General features: G+C 71.5%; 17 protein-coding genes and 1 tRNA gene. 12 read left to right on the top strand and 6 right to left on the bottom strand.

The annotated features are described in order from the left end of the window. Window positions 1–189 precede the first annotated feature (189 nt). Both AB0K36_RS12065 and AB0K36_RS12070 read right to left on the bottom strand, forming a co-directional pair. Window positions 190–2,766 carry an ABC transporter permease gene (locus AB0K36_RS12065; protein ID WP_364591922.1) on the bottom strand — a complete coding sequence of 859 codons (2,577 nt, stop codon included), beginning with the start codon at window positions 2,764–2,766 and terminating at the stop codon, window positions 190–192. Then, window positions 2,763–3,551 (bottom strand): ABC transporter ATP-binding protein, encoded by a 789-nt coding sequence (locus AB0K36_RS12070; protein WP_364591925.1) that lies wholly within the window; start codon window positions 3,549–3,551, stop codon window positions 2,763–2,765. Before AB0K36_RS12070 ends, AB0K36_RS12065 begins: the two co-directional genes overlap by 4 nt. A gap of 387 nt (window positions 3,552–3,938) precedes the next feature. Here AB0K36_RS12070 and AB0K36_RS12075 point away from each other — a divergent pair, with 387 nt between their 5' ends. The 3 genes from AB0K36_RS12075 to AB0K36_RS12085 all read left to right on the top strand — a co-directional run bounded on the left by AB0K36_RS12075 (window position 3,939) and on the right by AB0K36_RS12085 (window position 7,838). Continuing rightward, complete coding sequence (locus tag AB0K36_RS12075) at window positions 3,939–5,462, top strand: MFS transporter (RefSeq protein ID WP_364591928.1); 1,524 nt, start codon at window positions 3,939–3,941, stop codon at window positions 5,460–5,462. A 304-nt stretch (window positions 5,463–5,766) separates the two neighbouring features. Beyond that, window positions 5,767–6,240 carry a DUF485 domain-containing protein gene (locus AB0K36_RS12080; RefSeq protein ID WP_364591931.1) on the top strand — a complete coding sequence of 158 codons (474 nt, stop codon included), beginning with the start codon at window positions 5,767–5,769 and terminating at the stop codon, window positions 6,238–6,240. After that, the gene (locus AB0K36_RS12085) at window positions 6,237–7,838 is read left to right on the top strand and encodes a sodium/solute symporter (RefSeq protein ID WP_364591934.1); all 1,602 of its coding nucleotides are present in this window, start codon (window positions 6,237–6,239) and stop codon (window positions 7,836–7,838) included. The genes AB0K36_RS12080 and AB0K36_RS12085 overlap by 4 nt, the downstream gene beginning before the upstream one ends. Before the next feature lie 73 nt (window positions 7,839–7,911). On the opposite strand, the gene AB0K36_RS12090 is transcribed toward AB0K36_RS12085, so the two are convergent. Together AB0K36_RS12090 and AB0K36_RS12095 are read right to left on the bottom strand one after the other, a co-directional pair. Continuing rightward, window positions 7,912–10,668 carry an SUKH-4 family immunity protein gene (locus AB0K36_RS12090; RefSeq protein ID WP_364591937.1) on the bottom strand — a complete coding sequence of 919 codons (2,757 nt, stop codon included), beginning with the start codon at window positions 10,666–10,668 and terminating at the stop codon, window positions 7,912–7,914. A gap of 7 nt (window positions 10,669–10,675) precedes the next feature. Beyond that, window positions 10,676–11,689, bottom strand: coding sequence for an SMI1/KNR4 family protein (locus AB0K36_RS12095; RefSeq protein WP_189469228.1), 1,014 nt, complete (start codon window positions 11,687–11,689; stop codon window positions 10,676–10,678). A gap of 231 nt (window positions 11,690–11,920) precedes the next feature. Between AB0K36_RS12095 and AB0K36_RS12100 the strand changes: the two genes are divergently transcribed. Both AB0K36_RS12100 and AB0K36_RS12105 read left to right on the top strand, forming a co-directional pair. Beyond that, window positions 11,921–12,427, top strand: coding sequence for a YwqJ-related putative deaminase (locus AB0K36_RS12100; protein WP_364591940.1), 507 nt, complete (start codon window positions 11,921–11,923; stop codon window positions 12,425–12,427). 10 nt (window positions 12,428–12,437) lie between these two features. Beyond that, window positions 12,438–12,929 carry an SUKH-3 domain-containing protein gene (locus tag AB0K36_RS12105; protein WP_159691190.1) on the top strand — a complete coding sequence of 164 codons (492 nt, stop codon included), beginning with the start codon at window positions 12,438–12,440 and terminating at the stop codon, window positions 12,927–12,929. A 76-nt stretch (window positions 12,930–13,005) separates the two neighbouring features. On the opposite strand, the gene AB0K36_RS12110 is transcribed toward AB0K36_RS12105, so the two are convergent. Continuing rightward, complete coding sequence (locus tag AB0K36_RS12110) at window positions 13,006–14,328, bottom strand: sensor histidine kinase (protein WP_364591944.1); 1,323 nt, start codon at window positions 14,326–14,328, stop codon at window positions 13,006–13,008. 118 nt (window positions 14,329–14,446) lie between these two features. Here AB0K36_RS12110 and AB0K36_RS12115 point away from each other — a divergent pair. The 7 genes from AB0K36_RS12115 to AB0K36_RS12145 all read left to right on the top strand — a co-directional run bounded on the left by AB0K36_RS12115 (window position 14,447) and on the right by AB0K36_RS12145 (window position 20,417). Further along, a tRNA-Gln gene (locus AB0K36_RS12115) sits at window positions 14,447–14,518 on the top strand. A gap of 125 nt (window positions 14,519–14,643) precedes the next feature. Then, the gene (glmU, locus tag AB0K36_RS12120) at window positions 14,644–16,092 is read left to right on the top strand and encodes a bifunctional UDP-N-acetylglucosamine diphosphorylase/glucosamine-1-phosphate N-acetyltransferase GlmU (RefSeq protein ID WP_189469223.1); all 1,449 of its coding nucleotides are present in this window, start codon (window positions 14,644–14,646) and stop codon (window positions 16,090–16,092) included. A gap of 123 nt (window positions 16,093–16,215) precedes the next feature. Continuing rightward, the gene (locus tag AB0K36_RS12125; protein WP_005316590.1) at window positions 16,216–17,193 is read left to right on the top strand and encodes a ribose-phosphate diphosphokinase; all 978 of its coding nucleotides are present in this window, start codon (window positions 16,216–16,218) and stop codon (window positions 17,191–17,193) included. A 256-nt stretch (window positions 17,194–17,449) separates the two neighbouring features. Beyond that, window positions 17,450–18,046: a 50S ribosomal protein L25/general stress protein Ctc gene (locus AB0K36_RS12130; protein ID WP_189469218.1), complete on the top strand. Its 597-nt coding sequence runs from the start codon at window positions 17,450–17,452 to the stop codon at window positions 18,044–18,046. A gap of 106 nt (window positions 18,047–18,152) precedes the next feature. Then, on the top strand, window positions 18,153–18,746 hold the full coding sequence (pth, locus tag AB0K36_RS12135) for an aminoacyl-tRNA hydrolase (protein ID WP_364591949.1): 594 nt from the start codon (window positions 18,153–18,155) through the stop codon (window positions 18,744–18,746). Window positions 18,747–19,009: 263 nt separating this feature from the next. Further along, on the top strand, window positions 19,010–19,480 hold the full coding sequence (locus AB0K36_RS12140; protein WP_364591952.1) for a hypothetical protein: 471 nt from the start codon (window positions 19,010–19,012) through the stop codon (window positions 19,478–19,480). A 190-nt stretch (window positions 19,481–19,670) separates the two neighbouring features. Further along, the gene (locus tag AB0K36_RS12145; protein ID WP_364591955.1) at window positions 19,671–20,417 is read left to right on the top strand and encodes an LPXTG cell wall anchor domain-containing protein; all 747 of its coding nucleotides are present in this window, start codon (window positions 19,671–19,673) and stop codon (window positions 20,415–20,417) included. Between the two features lie 180 nt (window positions 20,418–20,597). On the opposite strand, the gene ppc is transcribed toward AB0K36_RS12145, so the two are convergent. Continuing rightward, window positions 20,598–23,327: a phosphoenolpyruvate carboxylase gene (gene ppc, locus AB0K36_RS12150; RefSeq protein WP_364591958.1), complete on the bottom strand. Its 2,730-nt coding sequence runs from the start codon at window positions 23,325–23,327 to the stop codon at window positions 20,598–20,600. Window positions 23,328–23,493 lie beyond the last annotated feature (166 nt).

Here is a 23,493-nt window from a genome sequence, read left to right on the forward strand (position 1 = left end):
ACTCGCGCGAGCGAAAGGTTTCCCTCCGGCGTCCGGCGCTCCCGGCAGCCGAACGGCCCCGGCAGCGCGACGGCCCCGGCACCCGAACGGCCCCGGCAGCGCGACGGCCCCGGGCGTCCTTGGCGGACGCCCGGGGCCGTTCGGAGTGCGGGTGGGACCGGACCCCCGTACCGGGCCCACCCGTGGCCGCTACTCCGTCGCGATCGCGTTCAGGACGTTCATCCGGCCCGCCCGAAAGGCCGGCACCAGGGCCGCGAACAGGCCCACGAACGCCGAGCCCACGAAGACCGTGATGATCGTCGGCCACGGGATCTCCAGGACGCCCAGTCCCTCCAGCGCCAGCAGCTGCTGGGCGGAGGTGCCCCAGCCCATGCCCAGGCCGAGGCCGAGCAGCGCTCCGAAGAGGGCGATGACGACCGACTCGAGGCGGATCATCCGGCGCAGCTGGCGGCGCGAGAGGCCGATGGCCCGCATCAGACCGATCTCCCTGGTCCGCTCGACCACCGACAGGGCCAGGGTGTTCACCACACCGAGGATCGCGACGATGATCGCGAGCGCCAGCAGGCCGTAGACGATGTTGAGCAGCTGCCCGATCTGGTCCTTCAGGTCCTGCTTGAAGTCGGTCTGGTTCTGCACCTTGTACTGCGGGTACTCGGCGAGGGACTTCTTCAGCGCGGTGTACGCCTCCTTCTCCTGGCCGTCGACCGCCTTGGCGAACATGATCATGTTCTCGGGCATCTTCTCGGCCGGGACGTACTGCGCGGCGGTCGTGATGTTCAGGTACATCGCGCCCTTGTCGACGTTGGTGTCGTCGGAGGTGATCGCGGCGACCTTCAGATCGGCGGGGCTGCCGTTCTTGAAGTCGACCTTGATCGTGTCGCCGACCTTCACACCACGCTTCTCCGCGTAGTCGCTGCCGACGGACATCGCGTCCTTGCCGTACGCGGCGGAGAGGTCACCCGCCACCGTCTCGCGGCGCAGGTCCTCCGCGTACGTCGGGTCCGCGGCGACCAGTTGCAGGTCCTCCGCCGTGCCGTCAGGGGCGGTGATCTTCGCGTCGACACCCTTGTACTCGGTGACGTGCTCGATGCCCGGGGCCTTCTCCAGCGCCTCCTGAGCCTGCGGCACGATCGGGCGGCCGTCGTTGCCCGCTGACTGCACGATGAAGTCGGCGCCGACCGACTTGTCGAGCTCCTCCGTCGCGGAGGCCACCATCGAGGAGCTGACCACCGACAGGCACGCCACCAGGGCGAGGCCGATCATCAGGGCGGCGCCGGTCGCTCCCGTGCGGCGCGGGTTGCGCAGCGCGTTGCGCTCGGCCATCCGGCCGACGGGGCCGAACATCCGCAGCACCAGGACACTGATCACCCGCACCACACCGCCCGCCAGGAGCGGGCCGACCACGACGAAGCCGATCAGGGAGAGCACCACGCCGAGGCCGAGGAACATCGACCCCTCGCTCGCCTTCTCCGCCTGCGTGGCGACCAGCAGAGCCACGGCGCCGGCGCCGGTGAGGACGAGACCGATGCCGCCGCGGATCCATCCGGCCCTGCCGTCGGCCGGCATGCCCGAGTCGCGCAGTGCCGCCATGGGCGAGACCTTCCCGGCGCGGCGCGCCGGGATGTAGGCGGCGAGGACGGTGACGACGATGCCGAGCACCATGCCGACCACCGGGGTCGTCCACTTCACGGTCAGGTCGTCGGTGGAGAGGTTCATGCCGACCGCGGACATCATCTTCATCAGCCCGACGGCCAGCCCCACGCCGGCGGCCACACCGGCGGCCGAGCCGACCAGGCCCAGCAGCAGCGCCTCGATGAGCACGGAGCGGTTGACCTGCTTGCGGCTCGACCCGATGGCGCGCATCAGCCCGATCTCCCGGGTGCGCTGGGCGACGAGCATCGAAAAGGTGTTGACGATCAGGAAGATGCCGACGAGGAAGGCGATCCCGGCGAAGCCGAGCATCGCGTACTTCATCACGTCCAGGAAGGAGCCGACCTCCTCACGGCCGGCGTCCGCCGCTTCCTTCGCGGTCTCCAGCTTGTACGGCTGCTCCAGCGCGGAGGCCAGGTTCTTCTTCAGCACCTCGTCGCTGACGCCGTCGTCGGCGACGACCATGACGTTGGTGAACAGGCCCTCTTTGCCCAGGAGTTCACGCTGCGCGGTGGCGGTGTCGTAGAAGACGACGGCTGCACCGGGGTTGGTGACCTTGAAGGAGGCGATGCCGGTGATCTTCGCGGTGAAGTCGCCGGTGACGGCGATGGTCCGCAGCTCGTCACCCAGCTTCAGCTTGTGCTTGTCGGCCGTGTCGGCGTCGACCATGACCTCGGTGGGGCCGCGGGGGGCGTGGCCCGAGGCGATCTCCATCGACTTGAGGTCGTTGCTGGTCCAGTTGGCCGCGATCGTCGGGGCGCCGGTCGTGGAGCCCATGTTCTTGTTCTCGGAGTCGACGACGGTGACGCTCAGGCTGGACACGGCGCCCTCGGCGGACTTCACGCCCTCGACCTTGCCGACCTGGTCGACGAGGGAAGCGGGCAGCGTCTCCGGCCTGCCGGTCGCCGGGGCCTCGGTGTTCTCGGCGCCCTTGGGGCTGACGGTCACGTCCGCCGAGGAGACGGCGAAGAGCTTGTCGAACGTGGTGTTCATGGTGTCGGTGAACACGAGCGTGCCCGACACGAAGGCCACCGAGAGCAGCACCGCGACGGCCGAGAGGGCCATGCGCCCCTTGTGCGCGAAGAAGTTGCGCAGCGAGGTCTTGAAGACGGTCATGACGTCCGCCCGCGCGCGTCGAAGTCCTTCATGCGGTCGAGGACGGCTTCCGCGGTCGGCCGGAGCATCTCGTCGACGATGCGGCCGTCGGCGAGGTACAGGACGCGGTCCGCATAGGAGGCGGCGACCGGGTCGTGAGTGACCATCACGATGGTCTGGCCCAGCTCGTCGACCGACGTGCGGAGGAAGCCGAGCACTTCGGCGCCCGCCCGCGAGTCCAGGTTCCCGGTGGGCTCGTCGCCGAAGATGATCTCGGGCCGGGCGGCGAGGGCGCGGGCGACGGCGACGCGCTGCTGCTGGCCGCCGGAGAGCTGGGTGGGCCGGTGCTTGAGGCGCTCGCCCAGTCCGACCGTCTCCACGACCCGGTTCAGCCAGGCGGCGTCCGGCCTACGGCCGGCGATGTCCATGGGGAGCGTGATGTTCTCCAGGGCGTTCAGCGTCGGCAGCAGGTTGAACGCCTGGAAGATGAAGCCGATCCGGTCCCGGCGCAGCTGCGTGAGCTTCTTGTCCTTCAGGCCGGTGATCTCGGTGTCGTCGAGGAAGATCTGACCCGAGGTGACGGTGTCGAGACCGGCCAGGCAGTGCATGAGGGTCGACTTGCCGGAGCCGGACGGGCCCATGATGGCGGTGAACTGCCCGCGGGCGATGTCCACGTCGACGTGATCGAGCGCGACGACCCGGGTCTCCCCGCTGCCGTACGCCTTGACGACCTGCCGCCCCCGTGCGGCGACGGCCGTGCGCCCTCCGGTCTCCCCGGGTGCGGGGGTGGTTACAGCCGTAGTCACGGTAGGTCTCCTAGCTCTGGGGAAATCTGCGGTCTGGTTCCGGCGAACGGCGTCGCCGCGGGTATGTGTCGAGTCTTCCGACGGAAGCGGTCCGGCGCGCTGGTGCGCAGCGCAGTCTTCGTCCGGGGGTTTTCCCCACCCCCGGACGGAACCGCTCGGACTGCGGGCCTCAGCTGCGGCCGTAAGAACAAGTTAAGGAACGGCACCGGGCCTTCACGTCGTCCGCCGGGACGAACGTCCCCCCGGCAGAAGTAAGGAGGAGCCCCTAGGGGGACTCCACCCACGGGTGGACCCGGCGTACGACGAGACTGCACCCTCCCCCTGCGTCAGCCTCAAGTGAGAAGGTGTCCCAGAAATAGATGCATGCGGAAAGGACTTGGGGCAGCGATGGGGAGCACCGGCCGCACGGAACGCCTGTCCGGAGCCGAGGCGGGCGCGGCCGCACCCCGCGGGCGGGCCCCAGTCGTCGCGGCGCTCATGCTGGGCATGGCGCTGGCCGCGCTCGACGGGACGGTCGTCTCGACCGCCGTGCCCCAGATCGTCGGCGACCTGGGCGGCTTCGCCGTCTTCTCGTGGCTCTTCTCCGGCTACCTCCTCGCCGTCACCGTCACCCTTCCCGTGTACGGCAAGCTCTCCGACACCTTCGGCCGCAAGCCCGTCCTCATCGCCGGCATCGTCCTGTTCCTGCTGGGCTCCCTGCTCTGCGCCGTCGCCTGGAACATGGCCGCGCTCATCGCCTTCCGCGTCGTCCAGGGCCTCGGCGGCGGGGCGCTCCAGGGCACGGTGCAGACCATCGCCGCCGACCTCTACCCGCTGAAGGAACGCCCCAGGATCCAGGCCAGGCTGTCGACGGTCTGGGCGACGGCGGCGGTGGCGGGTCCCGCGGTCGGCGGGCTGCTCGCCGGTTACGCGGACTGGCGCTGGATCTTCCTGGTCAATCTGCCGGTCGGGGCGGTCGCGCTCTTCCTCGTCGCCCGCTACTTCGTGGAGCCGGCCCGTCCCGCTCCGGCGGCCCGTCCCCGCGTCGACTGGGCGGGAGCGCTGTGCGTCTTCGCGACGGGCGCGCTGCTCCTCACGGCCCTCGTCCAGGGCGGCACCGCGTGGCCCTGGCTCTCCGCACCCTCGCTGGCGCTGTTCGGTGGGGGCGCCGTCCTCGTCGCGGTCACCGTCGTCGTCGAACGCCGCGCGGCGGAACCGATCATCCCGGGCTGGGTCTGGCGTCGCCGCACCATCGCCGCGGTCAACCTGGCGCTCGGCGCGCTGGGCCTGCTGATGGTCGCGCCGACCGTCTTCCTCCCCACCTACGCCCAGTCCGTGCTCGGCCTCGGCCCGATCGCCGCGGGCTTCGTCCTGTCGGTGATGACCCTGAGCTGGCCGGTCAGCGCCGCCCTGTCCGACCGGGTCTACAACCGCATCGGGTTCCGGCTGACGGCGATCATCGGCATCGCCGCGGCCATGCTCGTCCTGCTGTCCTTCCCGCTGCTGCCGTTCCCCGGCGAACCGTGGCAGCCGGCACTGGCCATGCTGCTGCTCGGCGCGGCCCTCGGCCTGTTCCAGCTCCCCCTGATCGTCGGCGTGCAGTCCACCGTCGGCTGGTCGGAGCGCGGCACCACGACCGCGTCCGTCCTCTTCTGCCGCCAGGTCGGCCAGTCCATGGGGGCTGCCCTCTTCGGCGCGGTCGCCAACGCGGTCCTGCTCTCCCGCCTCGGCGGCGGCAGCCTCGACTCGGTGTCCCACGCCCTGGAGAACCCGGCCACGCTGACGACCGACGCCGCCGACGGCCTGCGGCGGGCGGTGGACGCGGCGGTCGACCACGTCTACCTGGGGGCGGCGGCAGCGGCGGGGGCCGCGCTGCTGGTCCTGGTCCTCATGGCGCCCAAACGGTTCCCGGTGCGAGCGGACGCGGACTGACCGGCGTGCCGGCCGCACGTTCTCGCGTTCGCGACGCCCGGCACCGGCCTTGCGTGCGCGTCGGAGTGGCGGTCACGGCGTAGAGCGCCCCGCCGTTACGGCGCAGGGCGATTTCCGGCCATCCGGGGCAAGGGCGAATCTTTCGGCCGGTGTTACCGCCGGTCCGTTCGCTCCTGCACAGGATCGTCACCGAACTGACATACCAGTTGGTCGGGAAGGTCTTACGCCATCGCCATACCCGTGAGTAACGTACGCGGACCACCAGCGCCACCCGCCCACCCTCTGGGCGGCAAGGAGCAAGACGATGTCGTACCACCACCAGCTCTTCCCTGATCCGCCGCCGCAGCCGCGCACTCCCGGCCGGCACCGCCAGGAGGCGGCGGACCCGGCATGGGGCTTCGAACCGCAGCCCTGGGACAGGCCGCAGGGCGCACAGCACCCCCAGGCCGACGACGGGCACAGCCGCGAACTGCAAAGCCTCGGTTCGGCCTACCGCAGGCTGCGGCGCGTCTCGACGTTCACCGCCCTCGGCTACTTCGTCCTCTTCCTGCTCCTGTCCGCCTACGCCCCCTCGATGATGACCGGCGAGGTCAGCGGCGGTCTCACGACCGGACTGGTGCTGGGACTCGTCCAACTGCCCGTGGCGCTCGCCGCGATCGCCGTCTACGAGCGGATCGCACGCACGCGCGTCGACCCGCTGGTCGCCTCGGTCGGCGACCGCTCCGAGCGGCAGGCCCCGCACGGCGGACGGCGGCCGATGGGAGGTGCGCGCGCATGAACGGGTTCAGCTCCGAGGCCCAGACCATGTCCCTCATGGCGTTCATCGCCGTCATCACCGTGACGCTGCTGCTGTGCGTGATGACCGGACCCGACCGGGACGACCTCGGCGAGTTCTACACCGGCTACCGCTCCCTCTCCCCCATGCAGAGCGGGCTCGCCATCGCGGGCGACTACATCTCCGCCGGAACCGTCCTCGGCACCATCGGCATCATCGCGCTCCTCGGGTACGACGGCATGACGCTCACCCTGAGCACCGTGCTGTCGCTGGTCCTGATGATGTTCCTGCTCGCCGAACCCCTGCGCAACGCGGGCCGGTTCACGATGGGCGACGTCTTCGGCCGCCGCTCCCCGGGCCCCGTCGTGCGGATCACCGTGGCGGCCGTGACCCTCGCCGCGCTGCTGCCGCTGGTCATCTTCCAGCTGGCGGGCGCGGGCGACCTGCTCGCCGTCGTCCTCGGCTTCCACGCCGACGGGTTCAAGACCGGGGCGATCGTGTTCCTCGGCCTGCTGATGATCACGTACGCGGCGATCGGCGGTATGAAGGGCACCGCCTTCATCCAGATCGTCAAGACCGTCGTGCTGCTCGGCGCGGCCACCGTCATCGCCGTACTGATCCTCGACCGCTTCGACTTCAGCGCGCCCGCGCTGCTCGACGCCGCCAAGGAAGGCAGCGGACTGAAGGACGCCTACCTCACGCCGGGGCTCCAGTTCGCCGACGACGAGATCGACATGATCAGCACCCAGCTGACCGTCGTGCTCGGAGCGGCGGTGCTGCCCCACATCACGATGCGCATGTTCACCGCCCGCAGCGCGAAGGCCGTACGGCGCTCCATGTCCTGGGCCGTGTCGATCGTCGTCGTCACCTGCCTGCTGATCGCCGTGATCGGCTTCGGCGCCGCCGCGCTCGTCGGGCACAAGGAGCTCGCCGCCGGGGACCCGCAGGGCAAGACCGCGTTCCTGATGGTCACCCAGGCCGTCATGGGCCCCGACCCGAACACCGTCGAGACGCTCGTGTTCACCGCCGTGGCCACCGCGATCTTCCTCACGCTGCTCGCCTCGGTCGCCGGAATCACCCTGGCCTGCGCCAACACCCTGGCCCACGACCTGATCGCGCACGGGCTGCGCGATTCCAGGCTCACCGACCGCGCCGAGATGGCCATCGCCAGGTCCGCCGCGGCGGGCGTCGGCCTCGTCGCCATCGCGATCGCCGCCGGCGCCAGGCACCTGAACCTCCAGGCGCTGCTGACCCTCTCCTTCTGCATCGGCGCGTCCGCCGTGGCGCCCGCGCTCGTCTACACCCTCTTCTGGCGCCGCTACACCCGTACCGGGCTGCTCGCCACGCTCATCGTGGGAACCGTCTCCGCGCTCGTCCTGACGAGCGGGAGCAACCTGGTGTCCGGATCCCCGCAGTCCGTCTTCCCCGACCAGGACTTCAACTGGTTCCCGTACACGACGGCCGGCCTGGTCTCCATCCCGCTCGGCTTCCTCGCCGGCTGGCTCGCGACCGTCCTCTACGACAACGACGCGACGGTCCAGCGCCGCCGCTACGAGGACCTGGAACCGACGATCCTGGCGGGGGCGCCGACGAACTCCTGACCCGAGCGCACGAACGAGTGCGCCCGGTCCGTGGGTCACGGACCGGGCGCACCCGCATGTCGTGCGGCGCGGCCTACAGCAGGCCGTCCCACATCTGCTCGAGGAGTACCGACCACCAGCTCTCCGGCGACGACAGCGCCGCCGGGTCCAGGGCCGCCAGTTGGGCCTGGAAGTCGACCGTCCAGCGGCCCGCCTGCTCCGGGGTGAGGCCGAAGCGCAGCCGCCACATGCGGCCGAGCAGTGCCAGGCAGCGCACGAACTCGGGCAGGCCCGTGTTCACGAACTGCGGCGCCACGGGCTGACCGCCCGGACCCGACTCCACCGGCACCGCCACGATGTGCGCCGTGCCGTACTGGACGCAGATCGCACGGCCGAAGTCGCTGCCGATCACCAGGTACGAACCGGCGTCGGACGCCGGCTGGACCTGGCGCTGGGCGGCGAGCTCCGCCAGCGTCGGCACCACCGGCTGGGCCGGCTGCGCCCAGAAGAACGGGTTGAAGTCGCCCGGCAGACCCGCCCACACCAGGGTCGCCGCCACGACCTCCGGCACACCCTGACGCGACACGGCCCGCTGGTCGAACCGGCACAGACCCTGCGGACCGAACGCGCCCGCCAGCTCCTGCGCCACGCCCTCCGGCGGGATCGGCGGAGCCGGAGGCACCTGCGGCAACGGAGCACGCACCGGCGCCGGACGGGCCGGCCCGTCCGCGACCTGGTGCAACTCGCCCTGGTGGGCGAGCAGCTGCTGCATGCCCTGCTGACGGGAGGCATGGTCCCTGCCGTACGGGGCGATCGACGTGATCCGCGCCTGCGGCCATGTCTCGCGGATCATCCGGGCACAGTACGCACCCGGCAGCTCGCACGACTCCAGCTCCGTGTGCAGTTCCAGCACCTGCTGCGGCGGCACGTTCATCGCGCGCAGCTCGTGCAGGATCTGCCACTCCGGGTGCGGCGTGCCCGGCGCGGAGCGGCGGATCAGCTGGGCCTCTGACCCGTCGGGCGCGCGGTAGCGCAGGACGGCCTGATAGCCGGGGCCGACCGTCGGCACGCCGGTGGGCTGCTGCGGGTAGCCGTACGGCGGACGGCCGCCGCCCATCGGAGGCTGCGGCGCGTTCGGCACCGGACCGGGGGCGCCGGGCGGGCCGGGAGGCTGCGGGGCCCCCGGACCCATCTGCGCGGGACCGGCGAGCATCGTCGCCGCGTGATGCACCCCACCGCCGGGCGGCGGCGTCGAACCGGGGGGCGGCGGCGAGCCGGGCGGGCCGGGAGGCTGCGGAGCCCCCGGACCCATCTGCGCGGGACCGGCGAGCATCGTCGCCGCGTGATGCACCCCGCCACCGGGCGGCGGCGTCGAACCAGGAGGCGGCGTCGAACCGGGAGCCGCGGGTGGACCGGGAGGCGGCGGCGTCGAACCCGGCGGCCTCGGCGGACCGGGCGGGCCGGGAGGCTGCGGAGCCCCCGGACCCATCTGCGCGGGACCGGCGAGCATCGTCGCGGCCTGATGCACCCCGCCGACGGGCGGCGGCGTCGAACCAGGAGGCGCCGGCGGACCGGGAGGCTGCGGACCTTCGGGGCCGAGCTGCGAGACGAGCTGGGTGGGCAGGTAGCCGCCCGCCGGGGCGCCGGGCGCGCCCGGACCCGACGGCGGCGGCGTCGCGCCGGTGCCCGGCCGGGCACCGGGGGTGCCGGGAGCGCCGGGCGGCGGCGGGGTCGTCGACCCCGTACCGCCGCGCGCTCCGCGCGGCGGTAGGACGGCCTTGCTCGTCGCCGCGTCCGCGATGTCGGCCGCACCGGCGCCCGGGGCGGGCGGCGGCGTCTGCTGCTGCTGCGGCGACCGCGGCGGCTCCGACTGCGGCTGCGCGCCCAGCCCCGGCACGATCGCGGTCCTCGGCAGCTGGCTGCCGCCCGACATCAGCGCCGTGGGCGCGTCGGCCCCTACGGGCGGCGGTGTGCTGCTGTCGTCCAGCGAGACCGGCGGCGCGAACACGGTGGCCGGCAGCGGCACGGACGCGTCGTCAGGACCCGCGGAACTGGTGTCCGTCCAGCCGGTGCCGCCGGACGGCGTGGCGGGCACCCCGTCGGACGCCGTCGGCTCGTGGTCCGCCGCCCCGGCGCTCGGCCACGCGGATCCGCCCCGCGACGCGTCCGCGCCCGGCGACGAACCCGCCTCCGGCCAGCCGGACCCCGCCGAGGACGACGCGGAAGCGGCGGAAGAAGAAGAGGACGAGGAGGCGGACGAGGGCGATGAGGACAGCGAGGAGGCGGCCGAACTGCCGGTCGCCTGCGACGCGTTGCCCCCGATCGAACCCGGGCCGTCCGACGACGCGGCGGCGGGGGCAGGCGATTCGTCCACGCCGGAGACGGAAGCGGCGGCGGCAGCGGGAGCCGCGGGTCCGGCCGGCGCGGAAGTCCCGGCCGGAGCCGGGGAGTCCGACGACGAACGCCGGTCGGGGATACCCATCCTGTCCGCCGCGTCCTGGAGCCACTCGGGCGGGCTCAACAGGAAGGACGTCTGGTTCAGGTCTATCCGCTGCGGCGCTTCCGGCGCCGCGGTCTGGGAGGCGTCCTGGGTGCCCCCGTACTCCTCCTCGTACCGGCGGATCACCTCACCGACCGGCAGACCCGGCCACAGCGTCGCCTCACCGCTGTCCCTGGCGATCACCAGCCGCTGGCGGCCGCCGTCGGAACGGGCCCCCTGCTCGCGGTCCTCCGCCCACACGACGAATCCGAGGTCGAACTCCCGGACCCGCACCTCACGGTGCTGGTACGCGGGCACGTCGCCGTTGACCCACTCCTCGGCGCGCTCCTGCGCCTGCGCGAATGTCACCACCGGTCGATCACCCCTCGCCCGAAACGGGAACGGCACGCGCGAAGCCGCCGTCCACCATCAGATTGGCCACGGTCTCCAGCTCCGGCGGATTGCCCGCGAGCCGCTGCAGGAAGGCGTCGAAGTCCTCGCCGCAGGGCAGCAGCAGTCTCTCCACGCGCTCCTGCACGTTCCACCCGTCCTGGTCGCGGGCGTCGTCGTACGCGCAGAACCACACCGAACCGATGTCCGTGCCCCGCACCTTCAGCGCGAGGATCCCGCCCTGGACGAACGCGACGCCCAGGTAGTCCTTGGTCAGGTGGTCCCGCAGGCACTTGTTGACGTACACCAGGTCGTTGACCGCGGCCTCTTCGCGCACCGTGAAGAACGGCTGGTCCACCAGCAGACCCAGCTCCGCGTCGAGCGCCGCGCCGACCGGGGCGGAGCCGCCCGCGGCTTTGAGGAAGGAGCGGTACGCGCCGGGCAGGCGGTAGCCGAGATCCTCCTCGACGTGCCGCAGCTGCTGCTCGGTCACCGAGACGGCGCCCTTCGGCAGGCCGAAGTGGGCGGGCCGGGTCTCCTGGAGCGGGCGCGTGCCCCGCTTGGAGTGGTCCACGGCCGCCGTCGTCAGACCGCCGTGATGCCGCAGCAGCGCCTTCACCTCGACGGGCACGAGCTCCAGCCGCCGCGAGTTCGGTACGTGGTGCCACGTCCAGCCGTGGGGCGTGGCCACCGCGGGGACGGTGTCCCACAGGGGGTGGCCGTGCGCGGCCAGAGCGGCGTTCGCGGAGACGAAGTCCGTGAGGCGCAACTCGTCCACGCCGAAGCCCTCGGGAGGCTCGGCGATCTCCGCGGCCGCGCGGGCGTACGGCGAGAAGTCCGGGTGTCCCCCGTCGTCGACCCGCACCCCTCTGGGGTGACGGGAGGCACGGACCGGGTCCGGGAAGTGCACGACCTGCCCGGCGTAGGCCGCATTCGGTGGCGCGGTACCCGCACCGGCCCCGGGGCCCGTAGCTGCCCCCAGGCCTTGCCGACCTGTCGTCATGGCGTTCTGCCCCCTGCTGGCTTCTGGCTGGTTCAGCACAGCCTAAGCGGTGCGGCAATAGTGGCTGCCTGGCCTCCGGTTCCGTAACGAAGAGTCACTTTCGAGTGACCCAAAGGCCATGGGACGACACCACGGCGACACGTTTCAGCTACCCAGCTTCCTTACCAGGCACCCCATTTGGCAGGCTGTCTACCGCACCACGGGGGAGTGCACGGGAGGGACGGCAACACCATGCACACAGCGCAACCAAGCACATCGGGTGATCCACGCCTCAGCTGGAGCGCCGACGGGTCCGGGCAGGCGCCCGGACTGCGGCACCGCCGTGACGGAATCCTGCCCGCCGTGGCGGCCGCACTCTCCGTACGCGGCGAGACGCTCACGTGCACGGCCGGGAAGGGCGACCAGCCGCCGGTCCTCCACCCACTCGTACAGGATTTCCTCGACACCCTCACGAGTGGCCAGCGCGAGCGCTTCACCGGGCGCTGCCCGGAGGCGATCCTGCTCTCCCGCCATCTGACCGCCGCGGAGAGCCAGCGCTCCAAGCGCGCCCAGCGCAAACCCCTCACCCATGGCGAGGCCCGGCGCGCGCTCAAGCATGCCAAGCTCACCGCACGCCGCATCCGCGAGGACGGCGACCCCCTGCACGGCAGCTACGCCCCGCCCTGCCGGTCGTGCACCGCGATGCTCGACCACTTCGGCGTACGCCCCGTCGCCCCGACCGCACCCGAGAACGGCTGACCCGCGACCGATGCCCGACCACCTCAGCACCACCCGCTTCCCCGTCGCCGTCGACGCCGCGCTGCGCGATGCGGGCTGGCAGCCAGGCCGCTGGGACATCAAGCAGGCCGAGCACTGGGCGGACACCCTGCGCGCGCACGTCTCGCCGGCCGGCCATCAGCACACGGTCTTCCCGGCGGCCGTGGAGGCGTGGGCGGAGTTCGGCGGGCTCACCGTCGTCGCGCCCGGGCCGGGACGGCAGCACGCGCCGGCGCCGCTGCGTTTCGACCCGCTCGAAGGCCTGCATCTGGCACGCACCCTGGCCGACCTCGGCCGGGCCCTCGACACGGAGATCTCACCGCTCGGCATGGAGGGCGACCAGCAGGCGGTGCTGGCCATGGACATGGAAGGCCGGGTCTACAGCATCGACCACACCGGCGACTGGTATCTCGGCGCCGACATCGACCAGGCCCTGACCACCCTCGTCACCGGCGTCCGGCCGACCCGGCTCACCCCGGGCTGAGCACCCGGCCCTGGCCGGGCGGCCGGGGCGGCCAAGGGCTGAGCACCCGGCCCTGGCCGGGCGGCCGGGGCCGCGCTCAGCGCAGGCTGACCTCCGCGCGGTCGGGGAGCACCGCGGACACCCGGAAGCCCCCCGCGTCCGTCGGCCCCGACACGAAGACCCCGCCCAGCGCGGTCACCCGCTCCCGCATGCCGACGAGGCCGTTGCCGCCGCTGGGCAGCCCGGCGTCCGCCGCGCCTCCCGCCGCGTCCGGGGCGCCGTTCTCCACCTGCATCGCGACCTCCTCGTCGCGATGCGCCAGCCGCACCATCACCTTGGCGCCCGCCGCATGCTTGTGGACGTTGGTCAGCGCCTCCTGGATCACCCGGTACGCCGTCTGCTCCACCTCGGGCGGATACGCCCGTGCGTCCCCCTGCACGGCGAGCTCCACCACCATGCCCGCCTGCCGCGACTGGCCCACGAGCACCTCGATGTCCGCGATGCACGGCCCGTCCTCCGCGGCGGCGGCAGCGGCGGCGGCGGCAGCCGCGCCCACCGCGGCCAGTGGCGGCGCGTCCGCCCGTGCCCTCACCCGGCTCTCGCCGGAGCGCAGCACCCCGAGCATCTCCCGCAGCTCCGTCAGCGCCTGGCGGCCCATGTCCCCCACCAGCGCCGCGTTCTTCACGGCCTTCTGCGGGTCCTTCAGCGCCACCGCCTGCAACGCCGCCGCGTGCACCACCATCAGGCTCACCCGATGGGCCACCACGTCGTGCATCTCCCGCGCGATACGGGTCCGCTCCTCCTGGCGCGCCCATTGCGCCCGCTGCTCCGCCCGGTCCGCCAGCAGCGACAGCTCCTGCTCCAGGCTGTCCGCCCGCTCCCGCAGGCTCTCCATGAGCCGCCGGCGGGCCCCTATGTAGAGGCCGAGCAGCACCGGAGGGGCCGTCAGTCCGAGGGACATGACGACGGCCATCAGCGGCACGTACGGTGCGCTGTAGTCGCCGGCCTCCACGTCCTGCCGTACGCGCACGAACGTCACGATGAACGTCGCGGACAGGGCCATCCCCGCCAGCGTCGCCGTGATCCGTCGCGGCACGTCGGAGGCGGCGAGCGTGTACAGCCCGACGAGCCCCATGAGAAAGCCCATTTCGGCCGGCGTGGTGGCGATGGACACCAGGACGACGGCGATCGGCCACCGACGTCTCAGTACCAGCACCGATCCGACCGCCAGCCCGAACAGCACGCCCAACGGCACGGGCAGCGCGGCCTGATCCGCGAACCCGACACCTTGTAGCGCGCACTCGACGGCGGAGGCGACGGCAAGTCCCACGTCCAGCGCAGCACTACGCCGCCGTCTCCACCACAGCGGGCCCCGGGCGGTCGAACCCGAGGCCTCCTGCTGTGCCCCCGTTGTGGTCATGTGTTCCAGCCTACGGGCGGGTGCGAGTCATTTTCCTACCGTCGCGCCGAGGCCACCTGGCATAGTGTGTGGTGCCGGTCCGGCAGCCGAACGGTATGTCCGGTTCCGGCGCGTTCCATCCCCCGTGGTGTAATTGGCAGCACTGTGGCTTTTGGTGCCATCTGTTCGGGTTCGAGTCCTGACGGGGGAGCTCTCCGGCCTCCGGGTCGCGCATCTTCGGGTCCTGACCTCCGGTCGGGACCCGCACTCGTTTCCGGCCCGAAACCCCCCGGTATCCTTCGGTTGTCCCACCACCCGAAGCCGAAGGGCATACCCGTGAGCGCCAACCGCCCGGCAGCCGTCGTCGTCCTCGCAGCGGGTGAGGGCACCCGCATGAAGTCGAAGACTCCCAAGGTCCTGCACGAAATCGCCGGACGTTCGCTCGTCGGACACGTCGTGTCCGCTGCACGCGAGCTCGGCCCCGAGCAGCTCGTGGTGGTCGTCGGGCACGCACGGGAGCAGGTCGAGGCGCACCTCGGCGAGCACTACGCGGGCACCCGTACCGCCTTCCAGGCCGAGCAGAACGGCACCGGGCACGCCGTGCGCATGGGGCTCGAGGAGCTCGGCGGCCGACCTGACGGCACCGTCGTCGTCGTGTGCGGCGACACCCCGCTGCTCTCCGGCGCCACCCTCTCCGCGCTGGCCGCGACGCACTCGGCCGACGGCAACGCCGTGACCGTGCTGACCGCCGAGGTGCCGGACTCCACCGGCTACGGGCGCATCGTGCGGGACGCCGCCACCGGCGCCGTGACCGCGATCGTCGAGCACAAGGACGCCACCGACGAGCAGCGCGCGATCCGCGAGATCAACTCCGGTGTGTTCGCGTTCGACGGGCAGCTCCTCGCCGACGCCCTGACGAAGGTGCGGACGGACAACAGCCAGGGCGAGGAGTACCTGACCGACGTGCTGGGCATCCTGCGCGAGGCGGGCCACCGGGTCGGCGCCTCCGTGGCCGGCGACCACCGCGAGATCCTCGGCATCAACAACCGGGTGCAGCTGGCGGAGGCCCGCAAGCTGATGAACGAGCGGCTGCTGGAGCAGGCCATGATGGCCGGCGTCACCGTCGTGGACCCGGCTTCCGTGATCATCGACGTGACGGTGACGTTCGAGCCGGACTCCGTGGTGCACCCGGGTACGCAGCTGCTCGGCGCCACGCACATCGCGGAGGGCGCGGAGGTCGGTCCGAACTCGCGCCTGACGAACACGACCGTGCGCGCGGGCGCCCGGGTGGACAACACGGTGGCGGATTCGGCCACCGTGGGCGAGGGCGCCTCGGTGGGCCCGTTCGCCTACCTGCGGCCCGGTACGCGCCTCGGCGCGAAGGCCAAGGCGGGCACGTTCGTCGAGATGAAGAACTCGTCGATCGGTGAGGGCACGAAGGTGCCGCACCTGTCGTACGTGGGCGACGCGACGATCGGCGAGTACACGAACATCGGCGCCGCGAGCGTCTTCGTGAACTACGACGGGGAGTCGAAGCACCACACGACGATCGGGTCGCACTGCAAGACGGGCTCGGACAACATGTTTGTGGCTCCTGTCACGGTCGGGGACGGTGCATACACCGCCGCGGGCTCCGTGATCACGAAGGATGTGCCGGCCGGTTCGCTGGCCGTCGCCCGCGGCCAGCAGCGGAATATCGAGGGTTGGGTGGCTCGCAAGCGCCCCGGAAGCGCGGCCGCCCAGGCTGCCGCGGCGGCAACGGAACAGGTCGCCGAGGAGAACTGACCAAAAACGGCTGCGTCGAACTCGGCGTACCGTGATACGTGCACACAAAATTCGGCTGGCTCGCGTCCAGGACCCTGGTGCCCTGACTCCGCGACCAGAGAACACGTCTGAGGAGACAGTGCTGTGACCGGGATCAAGACGACCGGCGAGAAGAAGCTGATGCTCTTCTCCGGCCGCGCCCACCCCGAGCTGGCCGAGGAGGTTGCACACCAGTTGGGTGTCGGCCTCGTCCCGACGAAGGCTTTCGACTTCGCCAACGGCGAGATCTACGTCCGCTTCCAGGAGTCCGCCCGTGGTGCGGACTGCTTCCTGATCCAGAGCCACACGGCGCCGATCAACAAGTGGATCATGGAGCAGTTGATCATGATCGACGCCCTGAAGCGGGCCTCCGCCCGCAGCATCACCGTGATCATCCCGTCCTACGGCTACGCCCGCCAGGACAAGAAGCACCGGGGCCGTGAGCCGATCTCGGCCCGTCTGATCGCGGACATGCTGAAGTGCGCGGGTGCCCACCGCATCCTCACGGTGGACCTCCACACGGACCAGATCCAGGGCTTCTTCGACGGCCCCGTGGACCACCTGTCGGCGCTGCCGGTGCTCGCCGACTACGTGGGCGCCAAGGTCGACCGCGACAAGCTGACGATCGTCTCCCCTGACGCCGGCCGTGTGCGCGTGGCCGACCGCTGGTGCGACCGGCTGGACGCGCCGCTGGCGATCGTCCACAAGCGCCGCGACAAGGACGTCGCCAACCAGGTGACCGTCCACGAGGTCGTCGGCGAGGTCAAGGGCCGCGTCTGCGTCCTGGTCGACGACATGATCGACACGGGCGGCACGATCTGCGCCGCGGCGGACGCGCTCTTCGCGCACGGCGCGGAGGACGTGATCGTGACGGCGACGCACGGCATCCTGTCCGGGCCTGCGGCGGACCGCCTGAAGAACTCGAAGGTGAGCGAGTTCGTCCTGACGAACACCCTCCCCACCCCCGGCGAGCTGGAGCTCGACAAGATCAAGGTGCTGTCGATCGCGCCGACGATCGCCCGTGCCGTGCGTGAGGTCTTCGAGGACGGCTCCGTGACGAGCCTCTTCGAGGAGCAGGCGTGACGGACGGACGCGACGGCCGGGCGTAACGGCCCGGCGTAACGTTCCTCGTAGGCCGCCCCGCATCGCGCGGGGCGGCCTTGCGCATGCCGGAGTGATCCACTTTGGGCTGAGGGAGCGTGCTGGGTAGACTGTCGAAGTTGCTCGGCGAGGGAGGCCGCACTTTCGTGCGGCGGTCCGTTATCGACGCGCTCTTCGTAGCAGGCCTGTCGTGGCCGGGTGACCGCCACCAGATTTCTGCTCAATACGAGGAGTGCACATGTCCGAGGTGAAGCTCACCGCCGAGCGCCGTTCCGAGTTCGGCAAGGGCGCTGCCCGCCGTATCCGCCGCGACAGCAAGGTCCCCGGCGTTCTGTACGGTCACGGCACCGACCCGGTCCACGTCACGCTGCCGGGCCACGAGCTGCTGCTCGCCCTGCGTACCCCGAACGTCCTGATCTCCCTGGACCTCGGCGGCACGAGCGAGCTGGCCATCCCGAAGGCCGTGCAGCGCGACCCGCTGAAGGGCTTCATCGAGCACGTCGACCTGCTCCTCGTGAAGCGCGGCGAGAAGGTCAACGTCGAGATCCCGGTCCACACCGAGGGCGACCTGGCCCCCGGCGCGTTCCTGCTCGAGCACGTGCTGAACGCCCTGCCGGTCGAGGCCGAGGCCACGCACATCCCCGAGTCCGTCTCGGTCTCCATCGAGGGCCTCTCGGCCGGTGACTCCGTCCTCGCCAAGGACATCACCCTTCCGAGCGGCACCACGCTGGCCGTCGAGGACGACACCGTCGTCCTGCAGATCCTGGCCGCGCAGGCCGAGGAGCCGGCCGCCGAGGGTGCCGAGGGCGCTGGCGAAGAGGCCGCGGAGGCCTGAGCCGTAAGCTCTTCTCGAGCTTGACGACTGTCGACGGGGTGGCGGGCTGCGGCCCGCCACCCCGTTCCCCTGTTCACGGCCATCTCTACGAGGAGACGCAGCACAGATGTCCGACACGAACGCGCCCTGGCTGATCGTCGGTCTCGGCAATCCCGGGCCCGGGTACGCGGCGAACCGCCACAACGTCGGCTTCATGGTCGCGGACCTGCTGGCGGAGCGCGTCGGCAGCTCGTTCAAGCGTGCCCAGAAGACCCAGGCACAGGTGCTCGAGGGCCGGATCGGTGCTCCGGGGCCGTCGAACCGGCGGGTGATCCTGGCCAAGCCGATGTCGTACATGAACCTGTCCGGCGGCCCGGTGACGGCGCTGCGCGACTTCTACAAGGTGCCGACGGCGAACATCGTCGCCGTCCACGATGAACTGGACATCGACTACGGCACGCTGCGGCTCAAGCTGGGCGGCGGGGACAACGGGCACAACGGCCTGAAGTCCATGACCAAGGCGATGGGCCCGGACTACCACCGGGTGCGCTTCGGCATCGGCCGGCCGCCGGGCCGGATGCAGGTGGCGGACTTCGTCCTGAAGGACTTCTCCTCGGCGGAGCGCAAGGAACTGGACTACTTCGTGGACCGCGCGGCCGACGCGGTGGAGTGCCTGGTGATCGACGGCCTGGAGCGGGCGCAGGGGACGTACAACTCCTGACGACCCGGGCGGCCGGGTACGGCGACCGGTCAGCTGTCGGACGCGTACGTCCCGAAGTCCGTCCACGTGCGCCCATTTCGGAGGAGCTCCGGTCTTCGCCGAAGAGTTGCCGCGAGCAGCGGGGACGTTGCCCGCCTGCACCGATCAGGCGCCCCTACGCGCGAACCGGGGTGGCCGAGCGTCCAGCTCGCCCGGGCCAGGAGGCCGCTTCCCGACCAGCCGGAGTTGACCCGGCGTAGCCCCATGGCCAAGGATCGCGGCCCATGAAGCGGAACTCCTCCGGCCGGATACTGGTCCACGCCCGAAACGCGGCGATGGCGCTCGTCGCCCTTCTGCTGCTGATCGCAGGTTTCTGGTCGTCATGGGGCACTGCCCAGCACATCCTGCTGTCCAAGGGGCGTGAGCACGGCACGCTCACCGTCTCCCGCTGCGAAGACGACACCTGCACCGGCGCCTACACGCCGAAGGCTCCGGCGCCCGACCGCGCGGACGTGACGATCGAGAAGTCCGTCGCGGTGAAGAAAGGCGTCACGCTGGCCGTCGTCCTGAAGCCCGGCACGGTCGAGGCGGTGCGCACGGGCCCGGCGGGCGGTCTGTACGCGTGGGTTCCCCTGGGCGGGGCATTGCTGCTCGCGGCCCTGGTGATCGGTGGCGGGCTGCGGCTGACCCGGCTCGCGTGGGGTGCGGCGGGCCTGGGCGGGGCCATGCTGCTGGCGTCGTTCCTGGCGCTGTGAGCGCGGTCGGCGGGCACAAGTGCCGTAGCGGAACGGCGCATTCACCTGATCGTTATCCGGACTATCGGGATGAGCGGGAACTCTTGGGGCGCATGCGGCACTTCACCTCTTGACTGGTTCGCCGGTTCACAGGACGCTGAGCCGCCACCTCCCACGGCCCCTCCCCTTCACCTGCCCCAGAGGTATCTCAATGCCCATTCTCAGGACCCGCTGGGCAGCCGCAGCGCTTCCCGCCGCGGCTTCTCTGCTCCTCGTCGCAGGCGCTGCCCCGGCGCTCGCCACCGGCAGCGATCCGTACACCGTGGAGCTGCGTCAGCCGCTTCCGCGTACCGCCACCACGCAGGACGGGGCAGCTCCGCAGGAGGACAACTGCCCCGGTGTCCCGGACGGCAAGGACGGCTGGCACTTCGTGCTGCCCGGCAACGAGTCGGTCTTCGTCAAGCTGACGGTGACGTTCGAGCCCGGCGGGCAGCAGGTCCTCACCTCGTTCGGCCCGCCCTCCGACAAGCACGCCTATGTCGCCTCGGAGCCGGGGGCCACGCTCACCGCTGTCACCGCCGAGGTCAAGGGCGGCGACCTGAAGAAGTTCAACCTGTCGCACACCTGCCCGGCGGAGGGGTCCGGTCCGGGCGAGCCGTCCGACAAGCCTTCCGACAAGCCGAGCGACAAGCCGAGCGACAAGCCGTCCGCGACGCCGTCCGACAAGCCCGGCGATGAGCCGGGCAGCACCCCGGGCGCGCCCGACTCCTCGAGCCCGGCCGCCTCCGCGCCCGCCGGCGGCGACGGTTCCTCGCCGTCCGCCGACGACGCGGCCGGTGACCTGGCGGAGACCGGCAACGGCGCACCCATCGGCGCGCTCGCGGCCGCCGCCGCGGCCCTCGTCGCCACCGGCGGCTACCTGCTGGCGCGACGCCGCACGGCCGGCCGTCAGCACTGAACGGACGGCACCGTGAACGCGACGGTGCCTGACGACGGAACCGTGAACGACGGTGCCTGAACGACAGCACGTGAACGAGGGCGCCTGAACGACGGTGCCTGAACGCGGTGCCTGAACGACGGTGCCCCCGCCGTCCGCTGCATGTCAGCGGTCGGCGGGGGCACCTTCATGCACCCGGCGTCAGCCGGTGTTGCGCAGGCCGGCCGCGACGCCGTTGACTGTCAGCAGCAGGGCGCGGGCCAGCAACGGGTCCGCCTCCTCGCCGCGTTCGGCCGCGTCACGCTGCCGCTTGAGCAGCGCCACCTGGAGGTAGGAGATCGGGTCCAGGTAGGCGTCCCTGATGGCGAACGTCTGCTGGAGCACCGGGTTGGAGCCGAGCAGTTCGTCGTTGCCCGTCACCTTCAGCACCTCGCTGACGGTGAGCGCGTGCTCCGCCTCGATGGTCTCGAAGACGTGCTTCAGGTTCTCCGGCACCAGCGTGTCGACGTAATGGCGGGCGATCCGCAGGTCCGTCTTGGCCAGCGTCATCTCCACGTTGGCGATGAAGTTGCGGAAGAAGTGCCAGTTGCCGTGCATCTCCGCGAGCACGGTGTCCAGACCGGCCTCGCGCAGCGCCTTGAGGCCGGATCCGACACCGAACCAGCCCGGCACGATCTGCCGCGACTGCGTCCAGCCGAACACCCACGGGATGGCCCGCAGTCCGTCGAGGCCGGCGCCGGAGTCGGGACGGCGCGAGGGCCGCGAGCCGAGGTGCAGTTCGGCGAGCTGGTCCACGGGGGTGGCGGCGAAGAAGTACGCCGGCAGGTCCGGGTCCTCGACGAGCCTGCGGTAGGCGGCGTGCGCGGCGTCGGAGACGGTGTCCATGGCCGCGTCCCAGCGCGACAGCGCCTCGTCGGACTGGCGGGGCGCCGTGTGCAGGGCGGACGCCTGGAGCGTGGCGGCGACCGTCAGCTCGAGGTTCTCCCTGGCCAGGGACGGGATCAGATACTTGTCGGAGATGACCTCGCCCTGCTCGGTCACCTTGATCTCGCCCTCGAGCGTGCCCCAGGGCTGCGCGAGGATCGCGTCGTGGGAGGGGCCGCCGCCACGGCCCACGGTGCCGCCGCGGCCGTGGAAGAGACGCAGCCGCACGCCGTGGCGGTGGGCGACGTCGCGCAGCCTGCGCTGGGCGCGGTGGATCTCCCACTGGCTGGTGGTGATGCCGCCGAACTTGGACGAGTCGGAGTAGCCGAGCATGACCTCCTGGACGTCGCCGCGCAGCGAGACGAGCCGGCGGTAGGAGGGGTCGGCGAGCATGCCCTCGAGGATGACGTCCGCGGCCTTCAGCTCGTCGGTGGTCTCCAGCAGCGGCACGATGCCGATCTTGGCCCAGCCCGCGTGCAGATCGATCAGGCCGGCCTCACGGGCGAGGACCGCGGCGGCGAACACGTCGTCCGCGCCCTGGCACATCGAGATGATGTACGACTCGATGACCTCGGGGCCGAACCGCTCGAAGGCCTCCTTGACCGTGTGGAAGACGCCGAGGGTCTTCTGTCCCGCGGCGTCCAGCGGTGCCGGGGTGGGCGCGAGGGGCCGCCGGGAGCGGAGCTCCTTGGCGAGCAGCTTCTGCCGGTAGTCGCGCGGCATGTCCGCGTACCGCCACGACTCCTCGCCGAGCCGGTCGAAGAGCTGGCCGAGGGCGTGGTGGTGGGCGTCGGCGTGCTCGCGGACGTCCATGGTGGCGAGCTGGAGGCCGAACGCGGACAGGGTGCGGATGACCCGGTCCATGCGGCCGTCGGCGAAGAGACCGCCGCGGTGCGCGCGCAGCGAGGTCTGGATGAGGGTGAGGTCGCTGATCAGCTCGGCGGTGCCGAGGTAGTCGCGGCCCTCCTCGTGCGGGGTGCCCTTGGCGAGGCGCTCGCGGGTGTTGACGAGCTTCTGGCGGACGCAGGTGGCCTTGAGCCGGTAGGGCTCCTCCGCGTTGAGGCGCTTGTAGCGGGGGCTGATCTCGGGCAGCCGCTCGAGGTCGGTCTGCAGCGAGGCGAGCAGTTCCTCGGTGGCCCCGGCGTAGCGGATGGAGTTGGACAGCAGTCCGCGCAGGTAGTCGATGACCTCGATGGCGTCGGTGATGCCGTGCTCGTGCTGGAGGATCAGCACGTCCCAGGTGACGGCGGGCGTGACGTTCGGGTTGCCGTCGCGGTCGCCGCCGATCCAGGTGCCGAAGGTGAGCGGCCGGGTGCCGGGCGGCAGCTCGACGCCGACGCGCTCCAGCTCGGCGGCGAGGTCCTCGAGGACGTCGCCGACGGCGCCCGCGTGCAGCTCGTCGAGGTAGTAGATGGCGTTGCGTGCCTCGTCGGCGGGCTCGGGGCGGACGACGCGCAGCTCGTCGGTCTGCCAGATCAGGTCGATGCTCTCGGCCAGGCGCAGGTCGTGGCGGCGCCGGTCGGAGGCGATGACCGGGGTTTCCAGCAGCTCGGCGATGCGGCGGAGCTTGTTGAGCACGGAGCGCCGGGCGGCCTCGGTCGGGTGCGCGGTGAAGACCGGCCGTACGTTGAGGTTCCTGACGGTCTCGCGTACGTGCTCGGGGTCGCCGTCCTTGAGCATGTCGGCGGTGCGGGCCAGCAGCCCGCCCTCCGCGGCGCGGCGCTCGCGCATCTCGTGGCCGCGGTGCACCTGCTCGGTGACATTGGCGAGGTGGAAGTACGTGGAGAAGGCGCGGACCAGCTTGGCCGCGGTCTCCAGGTCGGTGTCGCCCAGCAGCTCGGCGGCGGCCTCACCGTCGGTGCGTGTCAGGGCGCGGACCCGCTCGACGAGGTCGAGAAGCTCCGGACCCTCCTGGCGGACGAGGGTCTCGCCGAGAAGATCGCCCAGTCGGCGGATGTCGGCACGCAGTTCTGCACTGGCGGTGGGGGTCTGGTCGGCACTGCTCACAGGTGCGGCTCCTTGCAGTGTTTGAGCACGTCTGGAGGGGTACTGGAGGCTTGCGGACCGCGCTGTCCGACGCCACCCAGGATAGGTGGCCGTTTTCCCGGCGTTGTCCACAGGTCTCTTGCCGTGCCGCCGCGCACTGCCATACTTACGTCGCCGTAGGTTACGG

The organism is Streptomyces kurssanovii, assembly GCF_040677245.1.
In the GTDB taxonomy this organism is placed as follows: Bacteria; Actinomycetota; Actinomycetes; order Streptomycetales; family Streptomycetaceae; genus Streptomyces; species Streptomyces kurssanovii.